The organism is Sulfitobacter mediterraneus (genome assembly GCF_016801775.1).
GTDB classification, from domain to species: domain Bacteria; phylum Pseudomonadota; class Alphaproteobacteria; order Rhodobacterales; family Rhodobacteraceae; genus Sulfitobacter; species Sulfitobacter mediterraneus_A.
Genome location: NZ_CP069004.1, coordinates 3306118 through 3326748 on the forward strand (window position 1 = coordinate 3306118; position 20631 = coordinate 3326748).

Annotated in this window: 16 protein-coding genes; 11 read left to right on the forward strand and 5 right to left on the reverse strand. The window is 60.0% G+C overall.

Translation table 11 applies throughout. The annotated features are described in order from the left end of the window. Positions 1–6 precede the first annotated feature (6 nt). Positions 7–1287, reverse strand: coding sequence for a nucleotide sugar dehydrogenase (locus tag JNX03_RS16375; protein ID WP_203210063.1), 1281 nt, complete (start codon positions 1285–1287; stop codon positions 7–9). Between the two features lie 191 nt (positions 1288–1478). Between JNX03_RS16375 and JNX03_RS16380 the strand changes: the two genes are divergently transcribed. Further along, a complete protein-coding gene (locus JNX03_RS16380; protein WP_203210064.1) occupies positions 1479–3908 on the forward strand; it encodes a mechanosensitive ion channel family protein in 2430 nt (809 codons plus the stop codon). Between the two features lie 55 nt (positions 3909–3963). Then, positions 3964–4740: an MBL fold metallo-hydrolase gene (locus tag JNX03_RS16385; RefSeq protein ID WP_203210065.1), complete on the forward strand. Its 777-nt coding sequence runs from the start codon at positions 3964–3966 to the stop codon at positions 4738–4740. 115 nt (positions 4741–4855) lie between these two features. On the opposite strand, the gene JNX03_RS16390 is transcribed toward JNX03_RS16385, so the two are convergent. Genes JNX03_RS16390 through JNX03_RS16405 form a run of 4 tightly spaced genes read right to left on the reverse strand, consistent with a single transcriptional unit; the run spans position 4856 to position 10701 of the window. Further along, entirely contained in the window at positions 4856–6010 is a 1155-nt protein-coding gene (locus JNX03_RS16390) for an ABC transporter permease (RefSeq protein WP_203210066.1), read from the reverse strand. Next, entirely contained in the window at positions 6007–7035 is a 1029-nt protein-coding gene (locus tag JNX03_RS16395) for an ABC transporter permease (protein WP_037905839.1), read from the reverse strand. Before JNX03_RS16395 ends, JNX03_RS16390 begins: the two co-directional genes overlap by 4 nt. Then, the gene (locus JNX03_RS16400) at positions 7032–8939 is read right to left on the reverse strand and encodes an ABC transporter substrate-binding protein (RefSeq protein ID WP_203210067.1); all 1908 of its coding nucleotides are present in this window, start codon (positions 8937–8939) and stop codon (positions 7032–7034) included. The genes JNX03_RS16395 and JNX03_RS16400 overlap by 4 nt, the downstream gene beginning before the upstream one ends. Beyond that, entirely contained in the window at positions 8932–10701 is a 1770-nt protein-coding gene (locus JNX03_RS16405; RefSeq protein ID WP_203210068.1) for an ABC transporter ATP-binding protein, read from the reverse strand. The genes JNX03_RS16400 and JNX03_RS16405 overlap by 8 nt, the downstream gene beginning before the upstream one ends. A gap of 144 nt (positions 10702–10845) precedes the next feature. Between JNX03_RS16405 and JNX03_RS16410 the strand changes: the two genes are divergently transcribed. The 9 genes from JNX03_RS16410 to JNX03_RS16450 all read left to right on the forward strand — a co-directional run bounded on the left by JNX03_RS16410 (position 10846) and on the right by JNX03_RS16450 (position 20631). After that, a complete protein-coding gene (locus JNX03_RS16410) occupies positions 10846–11334 on the forward strand; it encodes a class I SAM-dependent methyltransferase (protein ID WP_203210069.1) in 489 nt (162 codons plus the stop codon). A gap of 163 nt (positions 11335–11497) precedes the next feature. Further along, positions 11498–12274: an IclR family transcriptional regulator gene (locus tag JNX03_RS16415; RefSeq protein ID WP_203210070.1), complete on the forward strand. Its 777-nt coding sequence runs from the start codon at positions 11498–11500 to the stop codon at positions 12272–12274. A gap of 37 nt (positions 12275–12311) precedes the next feature. Further along, positions 12312–14408, forward strand: coding sequence for a 3-hydroxyacyl-CoA dehydrogenase NAD-binding domain-containing protein (locus JNX03_RS16420; RefSeq protein ID WP_203210071.1), 2097 nt, complete (start codon positions 12312–12314; stop codon positions 14406–14408). Beyond that, positions 14405–15577, forward strand: a complete 1173-nt coding sequence (locus JNX03_RS16425; protein WP_203210072.1) for an acetyl-CoA C-acyltransferase — start codon at positions 14405–14407, stop codon at positions 15575–15577. Before JNX03_RS16420 ends, JNX03_RS16425 begins: the two co-directional genes overlap by 4 nt. A gap of 12 nt (positions 15578–15589) precedes the next feature. Continuing rightward, entirely contained in the window at positions 15590–16795 is a 1206-nt protein-coding gene (locus JNX03_RS16430; RefSeq protein ID WP_203210073.1) for an acyl-CoA dehydrogenase family protein, read from the forward strand. Beyond that, complete coding sequence (locus JNX03_RS16435; RefSeq protein WP_203210074.1) at positions 16792–17925, forward strand: acyl-CoA dehydrogenase family protein; 1134 nt, start codon at positions 16792–16794, stop codon at positions 17923–17925. The genes JNX03_RS16430 and JNX03_RS16435 overlap by 4 nt, the downstream gene beginning before the upstream one ends. Then, on the forward strand, positions 17894–18340 hold the full coding sequence (locus JNX03_RS16440) for a PaaI family thioesterase (RefSeq protein WP_231024308.1): 447 nt from the start codon (positions 17894–17896) through the stop codon (positions 18338–18340). Before JNX03_RS16435 ends, JNX03_RS16440 begins: the two co-directional genes overlap by 32 nt. Continuing rightward, positions 18337–19107 carry an oxepin-CoA hydrolase, alternative type gene (locus JNX03_RS16445; protein WP_203210076.1) on the forward strand — a complete coding sequence of 257 codons (771 nt, stop codon included), beginning with the start codon at positions 18337–18339 and terminating at the stop codon, positions 19105–19107. The genes JNX03_RS16440 and JNX03_RS16445 overlap by 4 nt, the downstream gene beginning before the upstream one ends. A gap of 30 nt (positions 19108–19137) precedes the next feature. Further along, positions 19138–20631 carry a class I adenylate-forming enzyme family protein gene (locus JNX03_RS16450; RefSeq protein ID WP_203210077.1) on the forward strand — a complete coding sequence of 498 codons (1494 nt, stop codon included), beginning with the start codon at positions 19138–19140 and terminating at the stop codon, positions 20629–20631.

A 20631-nucleotide genomic window follows, 5' to 3' on the forward strand; every position in this document is an offset into this window, starting at 1 on the left:
ATCCGTTCAGAGCCTCAGATCACTGCCTGATTTACCAAAAATTCCCTTGATGTCATAGAGCACGGCCCCCGGTTTGCCCAAGGCGCGGATTGCCTCAGCGCCCATTGTGACAAATTCACGGTGTCCGACCGCTACAATGATCGCGTCATAGGTGCCTTGCTGCGGCTCTGCAATGCCGCTGACTGCGTGTTCGCCTTGCAACCTGTCCACGCCGACCCATGGGTCATGCACATCGGCCTGCACGGAATAAGACGCCAGTTCGCCGACAATATCCGCAACCCGCGTGTTGCGCGTGTCTGCGCAGTTTTCCTTGAAGGTATACCCAAGGATCAGCACCCTTGCCCCGCGCACACCGATATCGCGGGCCAGCATCGCCTTGATCAGGGTTTGGGCCACATGGGCGCCCATATGATCATTGATGCGCCGCCCGGCGAGGATCACCTGTGGATGATAGCCAAGCTGTTCGGCCCGGTAGGTCAGGTAATAGGGATCAACCCCGATACAATGCCCGCCCACCAGGCCGGGGCGGAACGGCAGGAAATTCCACTTGGTGCCTGCGGCCTCCAAGACCTCAAGCGTATCAAGGCCAAGCCGGGCAAAGATCAGGGCAAATTCATTGACCAATGCAATGTTCAGATCGCGCTGGGTGTTCTCGATCACTTTGGCCGCTTCTGCGGTCATGATGGAGGAGGCGCGATGCAGGCCCGCCTTGACCACGGGGGCATAGATCGCCTCGACGCGGGTCAGGGTCTCTTCATCCTGCGCAGCGATGATCTTGACCACGTTTTCCATGGAATGTTCGGCATCGCCGGGGTTCACCCGTTCTGGGCTATAGGCCAGCTTGATCTGACGCCCGGCCTCAAGCCCGCTGCCAGCGGTCAAGGCTGGTCCGCAGACCTCTTCTGTGACGCCGGGGTAGACCGTGCTTTCCAGGATCACCAGGGCACCGTCGGTCAGATGCGGTGCGATGGTGGCGCAGGCCCCAAGCACCGGGCCAAGGTCAGGCGTCTTGGCGTCCGTAATCGGGGTTGGAACGGCGATGATGAATGCCGTGCACCCCGCAAGATCAGCAGCATCATGGGTAAACAGCGCCGATGACCCCGAAACAGAGGCATCCGAGACCTCCCCATTGGGATCGCGCCCAGCGCGCAACGCCGCAACCGCAGGTGCATGGGTATCAAGGCCAACAACATCAAACCCCTCCCGTGCCAGTGCCACCGTCAGAGGCAAACCCACATAGCCAAGGCCCAGCACAGCAATACGTTCGGTTGTGGAGGAGTTTGCCATGGGCCGTTCCTTGGTTCTGTCGTCGTTTCGGGGCCCAAAGGCATGCCATTGCTATGGCATAGTTTCATCCGTCATGCAAAACGGTGCACGGGCCAAACGCATAATCGTGACTTGGGGCGATCACCCTTTAATTGCAATGGGCTGGTGGCTGACTTAGCGTGAGGTAAGGCCAGATGGCCAGTGGGGGATTTATGCGGTTTGCGATTTTGCTTTTGACGGTTCTTGGCCTGTTTTTGGGCGGGCTGTCATTGCCGGCGTCCGCGCAGGGCTTGGGATCCTTGATGCCCGCGAAATCCCAGACAGAAGACGCGCCCGATATCGACGAAATCATGAAGAAGGCCGCCGAGAACGGCGTCGGTGTTGTGGTCATAGATCGCGATGGCAATCTGCTGAGCCAGGACACTGCGCGCCCGGAAGCCCCTTCGGCTGATAGCGAGGCAGGATCCTCCGCTTTGATGGAAACGCAGGATCAAATCGTCAAGTTCCGCTCTGCCTTGATAGACCGCCTGCTGGATCTGCCCGACGCCTTTGCCGAGGTCGGATATATCCTCAGGGCGGCCAGCCCCGATGGAACCATCACCGCCTTTGGCAAAGCAGTTCTTTACAGCCTGTTGCTGTTCGCAGCAGGCGCCTTTGTCGAGGCGCAAATCTTTGGCAAACGGATCGCCCGCAGTTTTGTCGTGGCCCGCATTCAGGAGAACCCGGTCGGCTATGTCGAGAAAATGCCGTTCCTGATTTTCCGGTTCCTGATGGGGGTGGGCGGGATCCTGGTGTCGATGCTGGTGGCCTATATTCTGGGCTTTATCGTCTTTGGCCAACTCACAGACACGGCGATGCAGTTCACGGCAGCCTTGATCAATATTGCCTATTTCACATGCCGGTTCGTCGCCGGGCTGTGGCGGATGATCCTGTCGCCGTTCCTGTCGCAATACCGCATACCCGCTCTGACTGACGCCGAGGCAAAGCGTCTGCATCGCTGGCTTTGGATTTTGGCCTCACTGGACATTTGCAGCATCCTGTTCGGTGTCTGGATTGGCGAGCTGGGGCTGAATTACGATGTTTATGCCTTCCTGTTCTCGGTCATGTCCGCAGTTATCGTGCTGTTGAATATCCTGCTGGTTCTGGTCAACCGACGTGCCATCTCCAACGCGATGCGCAATGGTCGATCGCCGTCCGAAAGCAGTTTTATCATCCGCACCCTTGCCCGTGTCTGGGCACCGGCTGTGATCCTCTATGTGTTGCTGGCCTGGTTCAATCTGACCTTTGATCTGGTGCTGGCCAACCCCCGCGGGTTCCCCCTGATTGCGGGGGCTTATGGGATCTTGATCTCGATCATCGTGGTTTACGGGGTGATCAACTACCTGATCGAACGCAGCTTTGCCCGCGCCCGCGCGATGCGGCAATTGAATGCCATCCGCGATGAGGAAGAAGCCAAGGCCCGCGCACTGGCGGATGCCCAGTTGGGCGAAACCCCAAACAGCGAAGCCGAGGCCGCGCGTCTGGAGCAGGAGCTGGCCGAAGCCCGCGCCGCCGAAGAAGCGGCCCGCGCGGCGCAGCCCACACGGCATTCCCTCAACTCATTCGAAGCGCTGGCACGGCGTGTTGCCGGTATCCTTGCCTTTGTCGCAGGCACCTATGCGTTCTTCTATATCTGGGACAACGAAAGCGCCGAAATGGTCGAAAGCTTTGCCGACAGGCTGCTGGACATCATGGTGATCATCTTTATCGGCTATATCGTCTACCACGCCTTCCGCATCTGGATTGACACAAAGATCGCCGAAGAATCGGGTGATCAGGAAGAGGGCGAATTGGGCGATGAGGGCGGCGGATCCTCCGCCAGCCGTTTGGCGACCCTGTTGCCACTATTCCGCAATATCGTGTTGATCGTGGTTGTCGTCACCATTGTCCTGATCGTGCTGATGGAGATCGGGATCAACGTGGGCCCGCTGTTTGCCGGTGCCGGTATCGTGGGGGTCGCTATTGGATTTGGCTCTCAGGCTCTGGTGCGGGATGTCTTTGCCGGGGCATTCTTTTTGTTCGATGACGCGTTCCGCAAAGGGGAATATCTGGATGTTGGCGGGGTCAAGGGCACGGTCGAAAAAATCTCGGTCCGGTCGTTTCAGCTGCGCCATCATCTTGGTGCGTTGCACACTATTCCCTTTGGCGAATTGCAGGTGATGACCAACTATTCCCGCGACTGGGTGATCATGAAACTGCCCCTGAGGGTGACCTATGACACGGATGTGGAGAAGGTGCGCAAACTGATCAAGAAGCTGGGTCAGGAACTGCTCGACGATCCGGTGATTGGTGACAATTTCATCCAGCCGCTGAAATCCCAAGGCGTGATTGAGATGCAGGACAGCGCGATGATCATCCGGGTCAAGTTCATGACCAAGCCCGGTGATCAATGGCTGGTGCGCAAGAAAGTCTATGAGGAAATCCGCGAATTGTTCGAACGCGAAGGGGTCAAATTTGCTCACCGCGAAGTCACCGTGCGACTGGCTGATGGCAAGGTGGAAGAACTCAACGACGAACAAAAGCGGGCAGTGACAGCGGCCGCGCAGGCCCATGTCGATGAGGAACAAGAAGAAGAGCAGGGCGGCGGCGGTGACGACCGGTAAGTTGAAAAGGTCCGCCCTCCTTCTAGATCACCAAGCAGCAACCCAGGAGAGCGAGATGACCCACCCAAGCCGTAGACGTTTTATTGCCGGCGCCGCAGCCGGCGTTGGCACGATCACATTGCTGCCGTTCGCCGCGCGGGCCGCAGCCCATGCCAGCGACAGTTTCGACACCCCCGGCGGCATGATCAAAGTGCACCCCGTGGCCCATGCATCCATCGTGATGGAAACTCCCAAGGGCACGATCTATGTCGATCCGGTGGGCGAGCCTGCCCAATACGAAGGGTTCCCGGAGGCCGATTTGGTTTTGATCACCCATGAACATGGCGATCACTACAATGCGGATACGCTCAAGGCTTTGGTGAAAGATAACACAAAGCTGATCACCAATCCGGCTGTGTTTGGCAAGCTGTCGGAAGAGATGAAGGCGCAGGCCTCCGAGGTGGCCAATGGAGGGATGGCTGATTATCAAGGCCTCAAGATCGAAGCGATCCCGGCCTACAACATCACCGAAGAGCGCAAGAAGTTTCACCCGCAGGGCCGCGACAACGGCTATGTGCTCAATTTCGAAGGCTTCCGCGTCTATATTTCAGGCGATACCGAAGACATCCCGGAAATGCGTGCGCTGAAAGAGATTGACCTCGCCTTTGTCTGTATGAACTTGCCGTTCACGATGGATGCAAATGCAGCGGCATCGGCGGTGTCGGAGTTTGGTCCGCGGTTTGTCTATCCCTATCACTACCGTGGCCGCGATGGCGGCACGCAAGATCCCGAAGCCTTCGCCAAGATGGTGGGGGGCGATACAGAGGTTCGGTTTGCGCCTTGGTATGGCTGACCTGGTTTCGGGTGCCTTGCGGCACCCGACCGATGCGGGGGGCCAGCCCCCCGCACCCCCCGGAGGTATTTAGAGCCAAAAAGGGGGAGGCAGGGTCAGGTCAATCGGGCCTATTCTAGCTTTTGTATGGATCGAGCGAGGCGCGTAGCCCGTCACCGAGGAAGTTGAAGGCCAGCACCACCACGACGATGGGCAACATCGGAATCGCCGTCCACCAGTAGATTTCAATGCTGGCAAGGTTCTGTGCATCGTTGAGCATCACCCCCCAGCTGACCGCGGGCGCCCGCAGGCCGAGGCCGAGGAAGCTGAGCGCGGTTTCGCCAAGGATCATCGCCGGGATCGACAGTGTGGCGCTGGCGATCAGATGGGACATGAAGTTGGGCAGCAGATGCCTGCGGATCACGCGGGCGGGCCGCGCGCCCATCATTTCGGCGGCTTTGACGTATTCCTCTTCGCGCAGCGACAGAAATTTGGAGCGCACCGCACGCGCCAGGCCCGGCCAGTCGAGGATGCCCAGGATGATCGATATGATAAAGAAAACCGCGACCGGCCCCCAGTTGGAGGGCACCGCCGCAGACAGCGCCAGCCACAGCGGCAGTTCCGGCAGCGAGCGCAGGATCTCAATCGCGCGGTTGATGATCCAGTCGGTTTTGCCGCCGAAATAGCCTGCCATTGCGCCGAAGGTGATGCCCAGCAGGAATGACACTGTGATGCCGATGATCCCAACTGTCAGGGACAGCTGCGCCCCGTAGAGGATGCGGCTGAACACATCGCGGCCCAATCTATCGGACCCCCAGAGGAACAGCGTTGCGCCTTCGGGGGCGCAGACCAGATGGGTGTCTGACGGGATCACGCCAAAGAGGTTGTAGTCGTCCCCCTCGCAGAAGAACTCCAGCGGCATGGGCCGTGTTTCATCGGTGGTATAGGTCCAGCGGAAATTGACCAGATCGGCCGTGGCTGTCACCGGATAGACGTAAGGCCCGACAAATGATCCCTCGTGCCACAGATTGATGCTTTGCGGTGGGGCATAAAGGTAATCGGCGCTGCGCTCATTGGGTGTATAGGGCGCAATGAAGCCGGCGATGGGCAACATCAGATAGCATAGCAGCAGGAAAAGCCCTGACACCAACGCCAGCTTGTGCCGCCGGAATTTACGCCAGGTCAGAAGCCAACCCGGCGCATCCATTTCCGCCCGCTCGGGGGCGCTGATGTCGGCGTCGTCGACCCATGGTTCGGTGTCGACAAAACGATTGTCCGGCTGAATGGTCATGCGCCGCGCCCTCCGTACCGGATGCGCGGGTCAAGCAGCACCAGCAACATGTCCGAGATCATCGTCCCGATCAGGGTCAGCAGAGCCACGAACATCAGCACAAATGCTGCGAGGAACTGATCTTGGGATTTCAGGGCGGCCAGCAGATAGGGCCCGATCGTTTGCAGGCCCAGCACCACAGAGACCAGAACCGAGCCCGACACCATCGCCGGCAGCAGGTTGCCGATATCCGCGACAAAGGGGTTGAAGGCCATTCGCAGGGGATATTTCGCCAGCAGCTTGGCAGGGGCCAGCCCCTTGGCTTTGGCGGTTTCGACGTAGGGTTTGCTCAGCTCGTCCAGCATATTGGCGCGCAGCCGTTGCATCATGGCCGCCGCGCCGGAGGTGCCGATCACAAAGGTGGGCACGATCATATGCAGCAGGATGGATTTGACCTTGAGCCATGACATCGGCTGGCCTTCATAGACCGGGTCCATCAGCCCGCCGATGGGCAGGTTGAAATACTTGTGCCCATAGTAAAACAGGATCAGCGCCAGCAGGAAGTTGGGGGTCGCGAGACCCAGATAGCCGACAAAACCGGCGGTGTAATCCACCCATGTTTCCGATTTCGCCGCCGCCAGCACCCCTAGCGGCAAGGCAATCAGATAGACAAACAGCACCGCTGCCAGATTGACCAGAACCGTCAGCCAAAGCGCATCGCCAACAATTTCCCCCACGGGGCGGTCAAATTCGAAGGACCAGCCAAAATCCCCTTGGATCAAGCCGGAAAACCCATTTGGCCCCGGCGAGAAACCCACCCAGATCAGGTATTGTTCCCACAGCGGGCGGTCGAGGGCATATTCGGTGCGCAGAAATTCTGCCTTGGCGACCCCTTCGGCCTGACCGGTGGCGCGCAATTCGGCGATCTGGTTCGACAGGTAGTCGCCGGGTGGCAGGTTGATGATGGCAAAGACAAGGATCGAGACCACCCAAAGGGTGAGCAGCATGGTGAAAAACCGGTAGACCGCATAGCGGAGAAACATCATTGGGTCACCTGCTGTAGCGGGTTCTCATAGTAAAATTCGTCGATCCGGTGGATGCCGAAATGCGCACCGGGTTCAAAGGCCCAGATCCCCGTTTCGGGAACGTTACGCATTTGTTTGGAAACCACAACCGGCTGCGGCGCTTCGGACAGGATGCCAATGGCGTATTGTTGATCGGCGTGGATATCCAGCATCTCGCGCCAGATCGCGCGGCGCTGGGCGGGATCAAAGGTGTGGCTCCAGTCATCGGCCAATTGCATCAGGCGCTGCGGGTGCTTCATGTCGGGGGCTTCGCCAGCGCTGCCGGAAGTCTGGTAGTACTGTCCCCATTTAGGCCAGGAAAAGAATTCCTGATTGGTCGGGGCGAGGTATTTGGGCGAGGTGGCGGGCGTTGGCAAGCCGTTGTCCCAGCCAAACCAGATCGCCGCCATGCTGACACCGGCATAGACCCGGTTGCGCAGGATATCGCGGTCCAGCGGGCGCATGATGAGCTTGATGCCCAACTCGCGCCAGGTGTCGGTGACAATGGCGAGTGCGTTCTCTACCTCTTGGCGCTCACCGGCGGTTTCGATCACAAATTCCATCGGGCGGCCATCGGGCAGTTTGCGAATGCCCGCAGGTGTGCGATCAGTCAGCCCCATTTCGTCAAGCAGGGCATTGGCACGGGCCACGTCCAGCGTTGCCCAAGAAGTCAGATCCTCGGGGTCGTGCAGGGGGGAGGACGAGAGCGCAGTCATGCCGCCCTCATGCGCCAATCCGAAATAAAGTGCGCGGTTGATCATCCGCCGGTCGATGCCCAGGCTGAGCGCCCGGCGGAACCTCACATCGCGCATCACCTCGCGCCAGACCGGATCGCGAAAGTTCAGATTGGGATAGATCGCGATCTGGCTGGCCGCGCCGTTGGCCCACAGCAAGGTGCGATAGTTCCCGCCGTCGCTCTCGCCTTTCTTGAGGATCGAAATATCTGGAAAATCAAGTCCACGGGCCTGTAGATCTACTTCGCTGGCGTTCGCTTTGGCGGCGATCAAACCGGCGCTGACAATCGTCATCTCGACCACATCGATGTAGGGCAACTGTACCCCGCGTTTGTCGATCCGGTGGTAATAGGGGTTGCGCACAAATAGCTTGCGCGATCCGCGTCCGCTTGCGTTGATCCAAGGCTGCAAGGTCGGCAATGCGGGATTGTCGAACTTGTACATGTTGTCGCGCTTGTTGTGCAGCGCGGCCCAGCTTTTCACACGGGCGCGCCGGACCTCTTCGGCAAGGCTTTCGGTTTCGGCGAAATCAACGTGGAACTGGCGCAGGTAATGGGCGGGCCGGTAAAGGAATGGTGGGCTGGCCTGCGCCAATAGCGGCAGGAAATTGGAATTGGGCGTTGGCCATTCAAAGACAACCGTATGGGCATCGGGGAACGTGACGCTGCCCAAATTGCCGTCGACGACCATGAAATCCGGCGGGCCGGTTGGCGTAATCTCGTCATTGTTGACGACGTTTTCCCACCAGTAACGGAAATCTTCCGAGGTAAACGGTGCACCGTCCGACCATTTGTGGCCGGGCCGCAGATGCAAGGTATAGCGGCGATCCTCGAACACTTCGAAATCGCGCAGGATATCGGGGTAAAGCGAATAATCCGGTGCATAGCCCACCAGACGGGCATAGCCATAGACCACCATCTGCCGCACATCCTTGGTGCGCGAAACCAAGGTGCGCAATGTGCCGCCTTGGGTGCCATAGGTGCGCCCCTTCGCCTCCAGATCGACAACCAGGGGCACCTCGGGCAAACGCTCTGCAATTGGCGGCAGGTCGCCGTTTTGCACTTCCATCGCCCAGAAGGAGGTTTCCTGCGTGCTGTCCTGCGCCCAGGCCGGCGCGGCGAGACAAAGCAAAAGGCAAAGCAGTTTACGCATGACAACGCACCATATGTCCGGGTTCCAGTTCACGCAGCGCGGGCGCATCCGGCCCGTCAAAACGGAACATATCCGGCCAGGATGTCGGCGCACCCGCGCCCTTGGCCACCAGATCAAGGTCAATGGGGCGGGACATGTCCGGCTCTGGCTGCGCGGCGATCAACGCCTTGGTGTAGGGGTGTTGGGGATTGTAGAACAGTGTGTCGGGCGGGGCTTGTTCGACAATGACACCGGCCCGCATCACCGCCACCTCATCCGCGATCCGCGCCACAACGGCCAGATCATGACTGATGAACAGATAGCTCAAATGGGCATGATCACGGATGTCCTCCAGCAAACTCAGGATTTGTTCCTGCACCGAGACATCAAGTGCCGAGGTCGGCTCATCACAGATTAGCAACTTGGGGTCCAGGGTCAGCGCCCGCGCAATCGAAAGCCTTTGGCGTTGGCCACCCGAAAACGCATGCGGATAGCGGCCCAGCATATCGGGGTTGAGCCCCACCAGCCGCAGCATCTCTGCCGCCTTGTCACGGCGGTCGGCACGGGTGCCGATCTTGTGAATGTCCATCGGCTCGGTCAATGCATCCTGCACCCGCATTCGCGGGCTGAGCGATGAATAGGGGTCTTGGAACACCATCTGCGCCTCGCGCTGGAACGAAGTGCGCTGTGTGGTGGTCATGTCATGAACAGGCAGGGGCTCTTGTCCGCCGCCCGGATGGAACAGCACCTCGCCGCCCGCATCGGGGCGCTCTGAACCCAAGGCGACCCGTGCACATGTCGTCTTGCCAGAGCCACTTTCGCCCACCACGGCAAGGGTTTTGCCGCGCTCCACCTGTAGGTTCACATCGCGGCAGGCCGTCACCTGCACCGGTTTGCGCCATCCACCCGCCCGCAAGGTGAACGTCTTGGTGACGTTGCGCAGATCAAGGATCACGTCATCGCGCACCATGGCCCGTGCCGGTTTGGCAACTTCGGGGATCATCGGCGCAGCGGCAAATAGTTTGGCCGTGTATTTATGTGCAGGTGCGCCCAGCACATCGGAGGCGCGGCCCGCTTCCATGACGCGGCCCTTGTTCATCACGACAACCTGCTGCGCCATGTTGGCCACAACGCCCAGATCATGAGTGACAAGGATCACCGCCATGCCGGTGTCTTGCTGCAACTTCCGGATCAGGCCCAGCACCTGCGCCTGCGTGGTGACATCCAGCGCTGTCGTTGGCTCGTCCGCGATCAACACTTCAGGCTTGGCCACCATGGCCATCGCGATCATCGCTCGTTGGCGCATCCCGCCGGACATTTCAAAGGGATAGCTGCGCCAAGCGCGTTCGGGATCAACAAAGCCGACCTTCTCAAACTGTTCCAGAACCTCACGCTTGGCCGCGCTGAGGCTCAGCCCGCGATGGATGTGCAACACCTCGGCCACCTGATTGCCGAGCCGGTGCAAAGGCGAAAGCGACCGCATCGGTTCTTGAAAAATCATCGAGATCTGGTTGCCCCGAACCCGGCGCAACTGTCGTTCCGTGGCATCCAGCAGGTTCACTGCACCGCCGCTTCCGGCAAAATTGATCCGCCCGCTGCGCATCTGCGCGGCTTCGGGCAGGATCTTGAGCACGCTGCGACAGGTCAGCGTTTTGCCGGACCCGCTTTCCCCGACCAGCGCGAGCGTCTCTCCGGCATTGACGGAAAAGCTGACATCGCGCACGACAGGTTCTGCGTTTCCGAAGCCGATCGTAAGCGCATCTACTTCGAGTATTGGTGGCATTTTGGTCCTGTCGTCAGGGCAAGGTGATACTTTGAACCAGAGTGAAGCCGATTCCGGCGCATTCGTCCAGTAGCAGGTCGCAACTGCTGGACATGATGCCTACATTCCTCAATGTAGCGACAAGATTGCCCAAAGGAGCCTACCATGAGCAGACTGGATCTCTTTATTGCCCGAATGGTGTCACAACGCGCCTGTCTGGATCATGCCAATGCATTGACCGAGGGGATGGCAGGTCCAGTGTTCGAATTGGGGCTGGGCAATGGCCGGACATATCACCACATGGTCGAAACCATGCCGGACCGTGAGATCTATGTGTTCGAACGGGCGGTGGCCTCACACCCCGACAGCACCCCGCCCGAGGATCGGCTGATCCTGGGGGATGTGCATGACACATTGCCCGCCGCGCTGAAGCGGTTTGGCCCCACGGCGGCGTTGATCCATGCCGATCTTGGGGGGCACAATCGGGCCAAGAACGATGCTTTTGCGCGGGCAATCTCGCCGCTGGTTGAACCCATGTTGGCCAAGGGGGGCATTATGGTCGCCAGTGACCGGATGTATTTTGACGCACTCGAAGAGTTGCCCTTGCCGCCAGAGGCTTTTCCGGGGCGTTGTTTCATCTACCGCGCTGGCTGACCGCCGCTGATCGATATTCCCTGCTGGCTGCTCTTGCGTCTCTTTGGAGAGCGGACTAGCTTGCGTTGCGGAATTTATTGAAACGGTGTTTTGCAGTGCGAAACAAGGCGGATGATCTGAACAAAAGCCGGCATGCCGGGATGCCCTGCGCGGTGTCCTTGCGATGACTGCTGCGCCCACAGACCGGAAGTTCGCCAATACACTGGCGCGGGGGCTGGGCCTTTTGCAGGCCTTTCGCGCCAGCGACGATGGTTTGACCAATGCAGAGATTGCTGAGCGGACCGGCCTGCCCAAGCCAACCGTGACGCGCCTGTCTTATACGCTGTGCGCATTGGGATATCTCAGCCATGGCGCCCGCAATGACAGGTTTCGCTTGGGTCCGGCGGCGGTTGCGCTTGGATCGGTTGCGTCCCTCTCTGTCAGTTTTCTCGATCTGGCGTCCAATACGCTTCAGAGGTTGGCGAACCAGACGGGCACATTGGCGCTTGTTGCGGTGCGTGATGGCGACCGGATGCTCTTGGCCAAAACGTGGCGGCCCGAGGGGGTTTCTGCGATCTGGCTTGATCCCGGCCATCGGGTCCCGATCTATGGCTCCTCCTCTGGGCTGGCTGTTCTGGCCACCTTGGGCGACGACCGTTTTGCCGCGCTTGAGCCTGATGAAGCGCTCACCCGTTACCGGCAGGACGGTTATGACCAACTGATCGGGAAGGGTTTTACAATTGCACCGCAGCCAACCCGATATGCCAGTACAGTCAACGCGGTCAGCGTGCCCTATTATGCCAGTGAGTTTGGAGAATCGGTGGCCTTTACCTGCGGGGCGCTGCCGCAGGATCTGCCCGATGACCGAATGATGGCCGAGGTTGGCCCGGCGCTGCGCGATGCAGTGCGCAGCTTTGAAAGACAAAACGGTTTGCCGCCCGCCCTTGCGCGGCGCGGTTAGATACATCCGAACAGAACACCAAGGAGCCTATGAGAACATGAGCGACAAGATTGCCTATAGCCGCCACGGAGATATTGCCGTGCTGCGCATTCAGAACCCTCCCGTTAACGCCCTGAGCAGGGCCGTGCGTCAGGGTTTGTCCGATGGCATGGCCCGCGCAGAGGCTGAAGATGGCGTGCGGGCGGTGCTGATACTCGGCGATGGCCGCGCCTTTATTGCTGGCGCAGATATCACCGAATTTGGCAAACCTCCGATGGAGCCGAACCTGCCAGATCTATGTACACGCATCGAAGCCTCTCCGTTGTTGGTCGTGGCCTCCATGCACGGGGTCAGCCTTGGTGGCGGTCTTGAGGTTGCGCTCTGCGCCCACTACCGGATCGCGCAGCCTTCCGCGCGCGTGGGCCTGCCCGAAGTGCATCTGGGCATCTTGCCCGGTGCCGGTGGAACGCAGCGTTTGCCGCGCCTGATTGGCGCGGAAAAGGCCGTGGAGGCGATCACCACAGGCCGCCACATCAAAGCGCCCGAAGCCTTGGAGCTGGGCATACTTGACCGTGTCGAAGAGGGCGATCCGGAGGCCGTTGGTTTGGCCTACGCCCAAGAGTTGCTCGACCAGAATGCACCGCGCCGCCCGGTCAGCGAAATGCCCGCCGCGGCTGGGATCGATTGGGATGCAACTTATGACGCCGTGTTGAAAAGGGGCCGCGGCCAGATCAGCCCGGCCACAGCCGTCCGGGCCGTGCAAGCGGCCAGCGAGTTGCCCTTTGATCAAGGAATCCTGCGTGAGCGTGAGCTGTTCATGGAACTGATGAACACCGATCAGCGCAAAGGCATGATTCACGCTTTCTTTAACGAACGCGCAGTCAGCAACCTGCCTGAGCTTAAAGGCGTTGAACCGCGCGCCTTGCAATCCATCGGTGTGATCGGTGGGGGCACCATGGGCGCTGGCATCGGCACGGCGGCGCTTTTGTCGGGCTTTGGTGTGGTGCTGATCGAGATGAAAGACGAGTTTGCCGCCGCCGCCCGCGAGCGGATCGCGGGGAATCTGCAAGGGGCGTTGAAGCGCGGCAAGATCACTCAGGACAAATACGATGCCCTGATCACCCAGGCGCTCACCGTCTCCACCAGTTACGACAGCCTGTCCAACGTCGATCTGGTGATCGAGGCGGTGTTCGAGGACATGGCCGTCAAACGCGAGGTGTTTGGCAAGCTCGACGCGGCTTGCAAACCCGGCTGTGTGCTGGCCACCAACACCTCTTATCTGGATGTGAATGAAATTGCTGCCTGCACATCGCGCCCCGCAGATGTGATCGGCCTGCACTTCTTTAGCCCGGCCCATGTGATGAAATTGCTTGAAGTCGTGGTCGCCGATCAAACTGCGCCGGATGTTGTTGCAACGGGTTTTGCGCTGGGCAAGGCGCTCGGCAAGGTCAGTGTGCGGGCAGGTGTCTGTGACGGCTTTATCGGCAACCGTATCCTGGCCACATACCGCACCGCCGCCGACCACATGGTGCTGGATGGCGCAACGCCCTATCAGATCGACAAGGCATTGACGGATTTTGGCTTTGCCATGGGCCCATTTGCCGTGGCCGATCTGGCGGGGCTCGACATTGGCTGGATGACCCGCAAGCGCAAAGCGCCGGACCGCCATCCGCAGGAACGTGTGCCGACATACATCGACCGGCTGTGCGAGCAGGGCCATTTCGGTCAGAAAACCGGCGAGGGCTATTACGTCTATGAAAAAGGCAAACGTGGCGGCACCCCGAACCCAAAAATTGCCGAACTGATCGCCGCCGAACAGCAAGAGCTGGGAATTACGCCACGTCCTTTCACCGATCAGGAGATTGTACGCCGCTACATGTGTGCCATGGTAAACGAAGCGGCCAAGGTCGTGGGCGAAGGCATCGCCCGCCGCCCCTTGGACGTCGATATGACATTGCTCTTTGGATACGGTTTCCCGCGCTATTGGGGCGGGCCAATGAAATGGGCCGACATTCAGGGGCTGTCTGCCGTTCTGGCGGATATTGAAAACTATGCAAAGGAAGATGCCTGGTTCTGGGAACCTGCGCCCCTTCTCAAACAACTGGCCTCCGAGGGCCGCACATTTGATGATTTGAACAAGGAAGCCTCGAAATGAAACAAGCTGTTATTGTCTCCACCGCCCGCACGGGCCTTGCGAAATCTTTTCGGGGTTCGTTCAACATGACCCATGGCGCCACCATGGGCGGTCATGCGGTTGAACATGCGGTGAAACGGGCGGGCCTTGATCCGGCGCAGATCGAAGACGTCTATATGGGCTGCGGCACGCCCGAGGGTGCGACCGGTGCCAACATCGCACGCCAGATCGGTTTGCGGGCAGGTCTGCCGATCACAACCTCCGGCGTCACGGTCAACCGGTTCTGTTCGTCCGGCCTGCAAACCGTTGCCATGGCGGCCAACGCCATCACGCAAGAGGGCGCAGGCCCGATGGTTGCAGGCGGAGTCGAAAGCATTTCGATGGTCCAGCCGCACATGAAACATGTCCCCGATCCATGGCTGCTTGAGCACAAACCGGACGTCTACATGACCATGATCGAAACCGCCGATATCGTCGCCGAACGCTATGGCCTCAGCCGCGAATATCAGGACGAATATGGCCTGCGCAGCCAGCAATTGATCCATGAGGCACAACAGGCCGGCAAATTCGACGATGAAATTGTGCCGATGACCACAACGATGGGCATGAAGAACAAGGAAACCGGCGAAGTCACGACTCATGAGGTTGTCGTTGACCGCGACGAATGCAACCGCCCCGGCACCACCATGGAAGGTCTCTCTGGCCTGCAGCCTGTGCGCGAAGGCGGCTACGTCACAGCGGGCAACGCCAGCCAGCTCTCAGATGGTGCAGCTGCGGTTGTGGTGATGGACAGCAAGGAAGCCGAAAAAGCCGGTCTTGAACCGCTTGGCGCGTTCAAAGGCTTTGCCGTGGCGGGTTGCGAGCCGGACGAGATGGGCATCGGTCCGGTCTTTGCCGTGCCGCGTCTGCTGGAACGGCACGGGCTTAAGGTGGATGATATCGACCTGTGGGAACTGAACGAAGCCTTTGCCTCCCAGTGCCTCTATGCACGGGACCGTCTGGGCATCGACCCTGACAAATACAACGTCAACGGCGGCTCCATCGCCATTGGCCACCCGTTTGGCATGACAGGTGCACGGCTGACAGGGCATCTGTTGCTTGAGGGCAAGCGTCGCGGTGCCAAGCTGGGTGTTGTGACCATGTGCGTTGGCGGCGGCATGGGCGCTGCTGGCCTGTTCGAAATCTACTAAGGGAGCGGCCCAATGGACCTGCGCTATTCAGACGAAGACAAGGCCTTTCGCGACGAAGTCCGCAGCTTTCTCAAGGAAAAGCTGCCCAAGGAGTTCAGCGACAAGATCCGCAAAGGTCAGGAGTTGGGCCGCGAAAATCAGGAACGCTGGCATGCGATACTGAACGAGCAGGGCTGGCTTGCGCCGAACTGGCCAAAGTCCTTTGGCGGGGCGGAATGGAACGCGGTGCAGCGGCATATCTTCGAAGAAGAAGCCGCCGCCGCCAACGCACCGCGCATCGTGCCCTTTGGCTTGTCGATGCTGGCCCCGGTGCTGCAAAAATTCGGCTCCAAGGAACAGCAGGACTATTGGCTGCCGCGCATTCTGTCGGGCGAAGACTGGTGGTGTCAGGGCTATTCAGAACCGGGCGCTGGGTCCGATCTGGCCTCTTTGAAAACCACAGCTGTGCTGAATGATGCCGGCACGCATTACATTGTGAATGGCCAAAAAACATGGACGACCCTTGGACAGCACGCCAACATGATCTTCTGTCTGGTGCGCACCAACAAGGACGTCAAACAGCAAGAGGGCATTTCGTTCCTACTGATCGACATGAACTCGCCGGGCGTCGAAGTGCGCCCGATCATCCTTTTGGATGGCACCCATGAGGTCAACGAGGTCTGGTTCACAGACGTCGAAGTGCCGGTGGAAAATCTGGTGGGCGAGCAGGACAAAGGCTGGACCTACGCCAAATACCTGCTGACCCATGAGCGCACGAACATCGCGGGCGTCGGCTTTTCCCAGGCCGGCCTGGCGGCGGTCAAACGGGTGGCGCGGGCGGAAATGGCCGGGGGCAAACCACTGGCGCAAAACCCGCATTTTGCCGCCCGTATGGCGCAGGTCGAGATTGATCTGATGGCGATGGCCACCACCAATCTGCGCATTATTTCTCAGGCCGCTGCTGGCAGCGCGCCGGGCGTTGAGGCGTCCATGCTCAAGGTTAAAGGTACGATCATCCGGCAGGAAATCAACGATCTGGCCCGCCGTGCGGTCGGCGCATATGCCATGCCCTTCGCCTCAGAGGCGGTCGAAGGATCAAACGCAGGCCTGCCTGATCCACATGATGCGGGGCCGGTGGCCGCGCAATATTTCAACTATCGCAAGCTGTCGATCTTTGGCGGCTCGAACGAAATTCAACGTGGCATCATTGCCAAGGTTAAGATGGGAGGTGGCGCATGAACTTTGACCTGACCGAAGAACGGCAAATGTTGCAGGACACCCTGCGCCGGTTTCTGCGTGACCGCTATGACACCGCAACACGCAATGCCATTCTCGACAGCGACAGCGGCATGTCCTCAGACATCTGGGCGCAACTGGCCGAACTGGGCGTCATCGGCGCGCTGTTCACCGAAGAACAGGGCGGCTTTGGCGGCAAGGGCTTTGATCTGGCCGTGGTGTTTGAAGAACTGGGCCGCGCTGGCGTGGTGGAGCCGGTTCTGGACAGTGCTGTTCTCGCGGGCGGATTGCTGGCGGATCTGGGCGATGAGGCGCAGCAGGCGCATGTTGAAACCCTGATTGGCGGCGGGCTGCATATGGCCCTCGCCCACGGCGAACCCTCCAGCCGCTATGACCTGAACCGCGTGCAAACCACTGCCAAGACAGATGGCGACGCCATCGTGCTGAACGGTCACAAGGCTGTTGTAGTTAACGCAGAAGCCGCCGACTATCTGGTGGTTTCGGCCCGCGAAAGCGGCGCTGTGGACGATGAGGCGGGCATTTCGCTGTTCCTTGTACCGTCGGACGCCAAAGGTCTCACCATTCAGGGCTACGCCTTGCTGGCTGGTGGCCGCGCCGCCGAAGTGATGCTCGACAATGTGCAGCTGACCGCCGCAGACCGCTTGGGCGAGGCAGGCAATGCCTTCGCCGCGATCGAGGCGCGGATGGCTGCGGCCAGCGTGGCTCAATGCGCTGAAACGTTGGGCGCGATGGAAACCGCGACAGAATTGACTCGCGACTACCTCGGCACCCGCAAACAGTTCGGACGTCCCATCGGCACCTTCCAGGCACTGGCCCATCGGTTCTCTGATCTGCTGATCGAGATGGAGCAGGCCCGCTCTGCCGTGATCAATGCCGCAGGGCATCTTGAGGAAGACCGCAAACTGCGCGAGATCAACGTCTCCGCCACCAAAAACCTGATGGGCCGCGCCGGACGACTGGTCGCCGAGGAAAGCATCCAGATGCACGGCGGCATCGCGATGACGCAGGAATATGAACTGGCTCATATCGCCAAGCGGATCACCATGGCCGATCACCGCTTTGGTGATACGGACCATCATCTTGAACGGTTCATCGCCCTTGCCGCCGCCTGAGGCCGATAGCCTGATCCACGACGAAACCGGCACGCAAACGCTGATTGGTTACGTCGTGGATGTGGGTGATCCGGACGGGCGCGGGCGGTGTTGGCTTGATATCGGGCCGCAACACACCAACCGTCATGGCGTGCTGCATGGCGGAATTGCGACGGCCCTTTTGGACAACGCCAGCGGCACCACCGGATCATTGACGGTGGACGCCACGGGCAAGGCACCCTTTCTGACCGTGACCCTGACAACCCAGTTCATCGCCCCCGTAAGCGCGGGCAAACGGGTCACCGCGATGGGCCGGGTCACGGGTGGCGGGCGCAGCATTCTCTATATCGCGGCGGATCTGGTGGACGAAGATGGCCGCCTTATCGCCAGCTCCACCGGCGTATTCAAACGTGTCCCAAAGGAACGACTGACATGACCGCACGGCTCGAAGACAAGGGTGATCGCCTGATCATCTGGAATGGCAACACTGATAAACGCGGGGCGCTGTCGCCCGAATTATATGAGTGTATCGCCGCCGCGATGGAGCAAGCGCAAGATCCCCGCATCCGAGCCGTGATACTGACCTCTGAAGGGGGGTTCTTCTGCGCGGGCGGCGATCTGAACGTACTGATCGCACGCCGCAAAATGGCAGAGGCAGACCGCCGCGACCGAATTGACGATCTGCACGATCTGGTGCGCAGCATTCGCGCCTGCCCCGTGCCGGTGATCGCCGCCGTTGAAGGCGGCGCTGCAGGGGCAGGGCTGTCACTGGCGCTGGCCTGTGATCTGATCGTCGCATCGGAAACCGCCAAATTCACCGCCGCCTATGTCAAGGCTGGCTTGGTCCCCGATGCGGGCCTCACGGCTGCCTTGGCACGGATGATCCCGCGCCCGCTGGCGATGGAAATGTGCCTGATGGGCCGGCCTGTCATGGCACAGCGGTTTGCCGATCTCGGCGCGGTCAATCTGATCTGCCCCGAAGGTCAGGCGATGACCGAAGCCATGGCGCTGGCCGATGCGCTGGCCACTGGTCCGCGCAAGGCGCAAGGCACCATCCGCGGGCTGGTCGGCGCGGCCTATGACGTGACCGAAGCTGTGCAGCTTGATGCCGAACGCGATGCGATGGCCCATGCCGCCGGACAGGCCGAAGCGGCCGAGGGTATCGCCGCATTCTTGGAAAAACGACCACCAAATTACCGCTGATCACGCAGCCAACAACAGGGAGGGAACCACATGCAACGGGTTGAGGATTTTCTGGCCGATCAAGTGCAAACCGCCCCGCATGCCCTGTCACTGACCGACAGCATTGGCACCCGCTGGAGCTTTGCCGATCTGGATGCCGCCGGCGATGATCTGGCCGCGCAACTGGCAGAGGCCGGCGTGCAGGCCAATGACCGGGTTTTGATGCTCTCGGAAAACTGCGCCGCTGCGGTGGCGGTTCTTTTTGCCTGCTGGAAGATGGACGCCGTGGTGATCCCGGTCAACGCACGCCAGTCCCCTGCAGAAGTGGACCGTGTTCTGGCGCACGCCGCCCCGGCGGCGGTGGTGATGACCGATGCGGTGTCGCCCGATGCGGGGGCACATGCGCACAGATTGCAGGCCAGCACCATCTCGGGCCGGTTTGGCACATTGCAGCTGGCAACCCCATTGCGCAGCCAGCCTGACGCCGATCTGGCCGATGTTGCGGTCCTGCTTTACACCACGGGCACAACCGGCGACCCCAAGGGCGTGATGCTGACCCATGACAATCTGCGCTTCGGCGGCAAAGCCTCGGCCAACCTGCGCAATATGACGCCAGACGATCTGATCTATGGCGTGCTGCCGATCACCCATGTCTTTGGCCTCGCTTCCGTTGTCACTGCGTCATGCTATGCTGGTGCCTCTGTGCGGCTTGAGGCCCGGTTTTCCGCCGCCAAGTTGTTTGCGGCGCTGAATGAAGGTGTCACGCTCCTGTCAGCGGTGCCGCAGATGCACGCTTTGCTGATGCAATACACCAAAGAACAAGGCCTCGACCGGCTCGGCTCGCCTGACCTGCGCTATGTGTCCTCGGGCGCGGCGCCGCTTGATCCGGCATGGAAACGCAAGGCAGAGGCGTTCTACGGGGTCGCCCTGCAAAACGGCTATGGCATGACCGAAACCACCGCGGGCGTCTGCGCCTCGAACAATCCCATCGGATCGCCTGATATCTCGGTTGGTCCCTGCCTGCCCGGTGTGGAGGTCATGATCGACGACAGCGTGCCAGGCGGCCGTGATGGCACTGGCGAGGTGTTGACGCGCGGCGCGCACATCATGAAAGGCTATTATCGAAATCCTGAGGAAACTGCCAAAGTGCTGACCTCCGATGGTTGGATGCGGACTGGTGATCTGGGCAAGATCGATGAAAACGGCTTTCTGCACATTCTTGGCCGCTCAAAAGAGCTGATTATCCACGGCGGCTTCAACGTCTATCCCCCCGAGGTCGAGGCGGCGTTGAACGACCATCCGCAAGTGATCCAATCTGCCGTTATCGGCCGGATGAAAGATGGCGATGAACAGGTGCTGGCCTTTGTGCAGATTGCTGAAGGGGATGATCTGACCGTGGAAACGCTCCGCGATTTTGTGAGGGACCGGTTGACTGGCTACAAAAGGCCCGCGCAGATCATCCTCGGCACAGCGTTGCCCGCCGCGCCCACAGGCAAGATCCTCAAACACAAATTGCTCGACACATTTGCCGATCAACTGACCTGA

Coding starts and splice junctions, on each gene's coding strand:
- JNX03_RS16375 (WP_203210063.1), bottom strand. CDS start 1,287: ATGGCAAACTCCTCCACAACCGAACGTATTGCTGTGCTGGGCCTTGGC.
- JNX03_RS16380 (WP_203210064.1), top strand. CDS start 1,479: ATGCGGTTTGCGATTTTGCTTTTGACGGTTCTTGGCCTGTTTTTGGGC.
- JNX03_RS16385 (WP_203210065.1), top strand. CDS start 3,964: ATGACCCACCCAAGCCGTAGACGTTTTATTGCCGGCGCCGCAGCCGGC.
- JNX03_RS16390 (WP_203210066.1), bottom strand. CDS start 6,010: ATGACCATTCAGCCGGACAATCGTTTTGTCGACACCGAACCATGGGTC.
- JNX03_RS16395 (WP_037905839.1), bottom strand. CDS start 7,035: ATGATGTTTCTCCGCTATGCGGTCTACCGGTTTTTCACCATGCTGCTC.
- JNX03_RS16400 (WP_203210067.1), bottom strand. CDS start 8,939: ATGCGTAAACTGCTTTGCCTTTTGCTTTGTCTCGCCGCGCCGGCCTGG.
- JNX03_RS16405 (WP_203210068.1), bottom strand. CDS start 10,701: ATGCCACCAATACTCGAAGTAGATGCGCTTACGATCGGCTTCGGAAAC.
- JNX03_RS16410 (WP_203210069.1), top strand. CDS start 10,846: ATGAGCAGACTGGATCTCTTTATTGCCCGAATGGTGTCACAACGCGCC.
- JNX03_RS16415 (WP_203210070.1), top strand. CDS start 11,498: ATGACTGCTGCGCCCACAGACCGGAAGTTCGCCAATACACTGGCGCGG.
- JNX03_RS16420 (WP_203210071.1), top strand. CDS start 12,312: ATGAGCGACAAGATTGCCTATAGCCGCCACGGAGATATTGCCGTGCTG.
- JNX03_RS16425 (WP_203210072.1), top strand. CDS start 14,405: ATGAAACAAGCTGTTATTGTCTCCACCGCCCGCACGGGCCTTGCGAAA.
- JNX03_RS16430 (WP_203210073.1), top strand. CDS start 15,590: ATGGACCTGCGCTATTCAGACGAAGACAAGGCCTTTCGCGACGAAGTC.
- JNX03_RS16435 (WP_203210074.1), top strand. CDS start 16,792: ATGAACTTTGACCTGACCGAAGAACGGCAAATGTTGCAGGACACCCTG.
- JNX03_RS16445 (WP_203210076.1), top strand. CDS start 18,337: ATGACCGCACGGCTCGAAGACAAGGGTGATCGCCTGATCATCTGGAAT.
- JNX03_RS16450 (WP_203210077.1), top strand. CDS start 19,138: ATGCAACGGGTTGAGGATTTTCTGGCCGATCAAGTGCAAACCGCCCCG.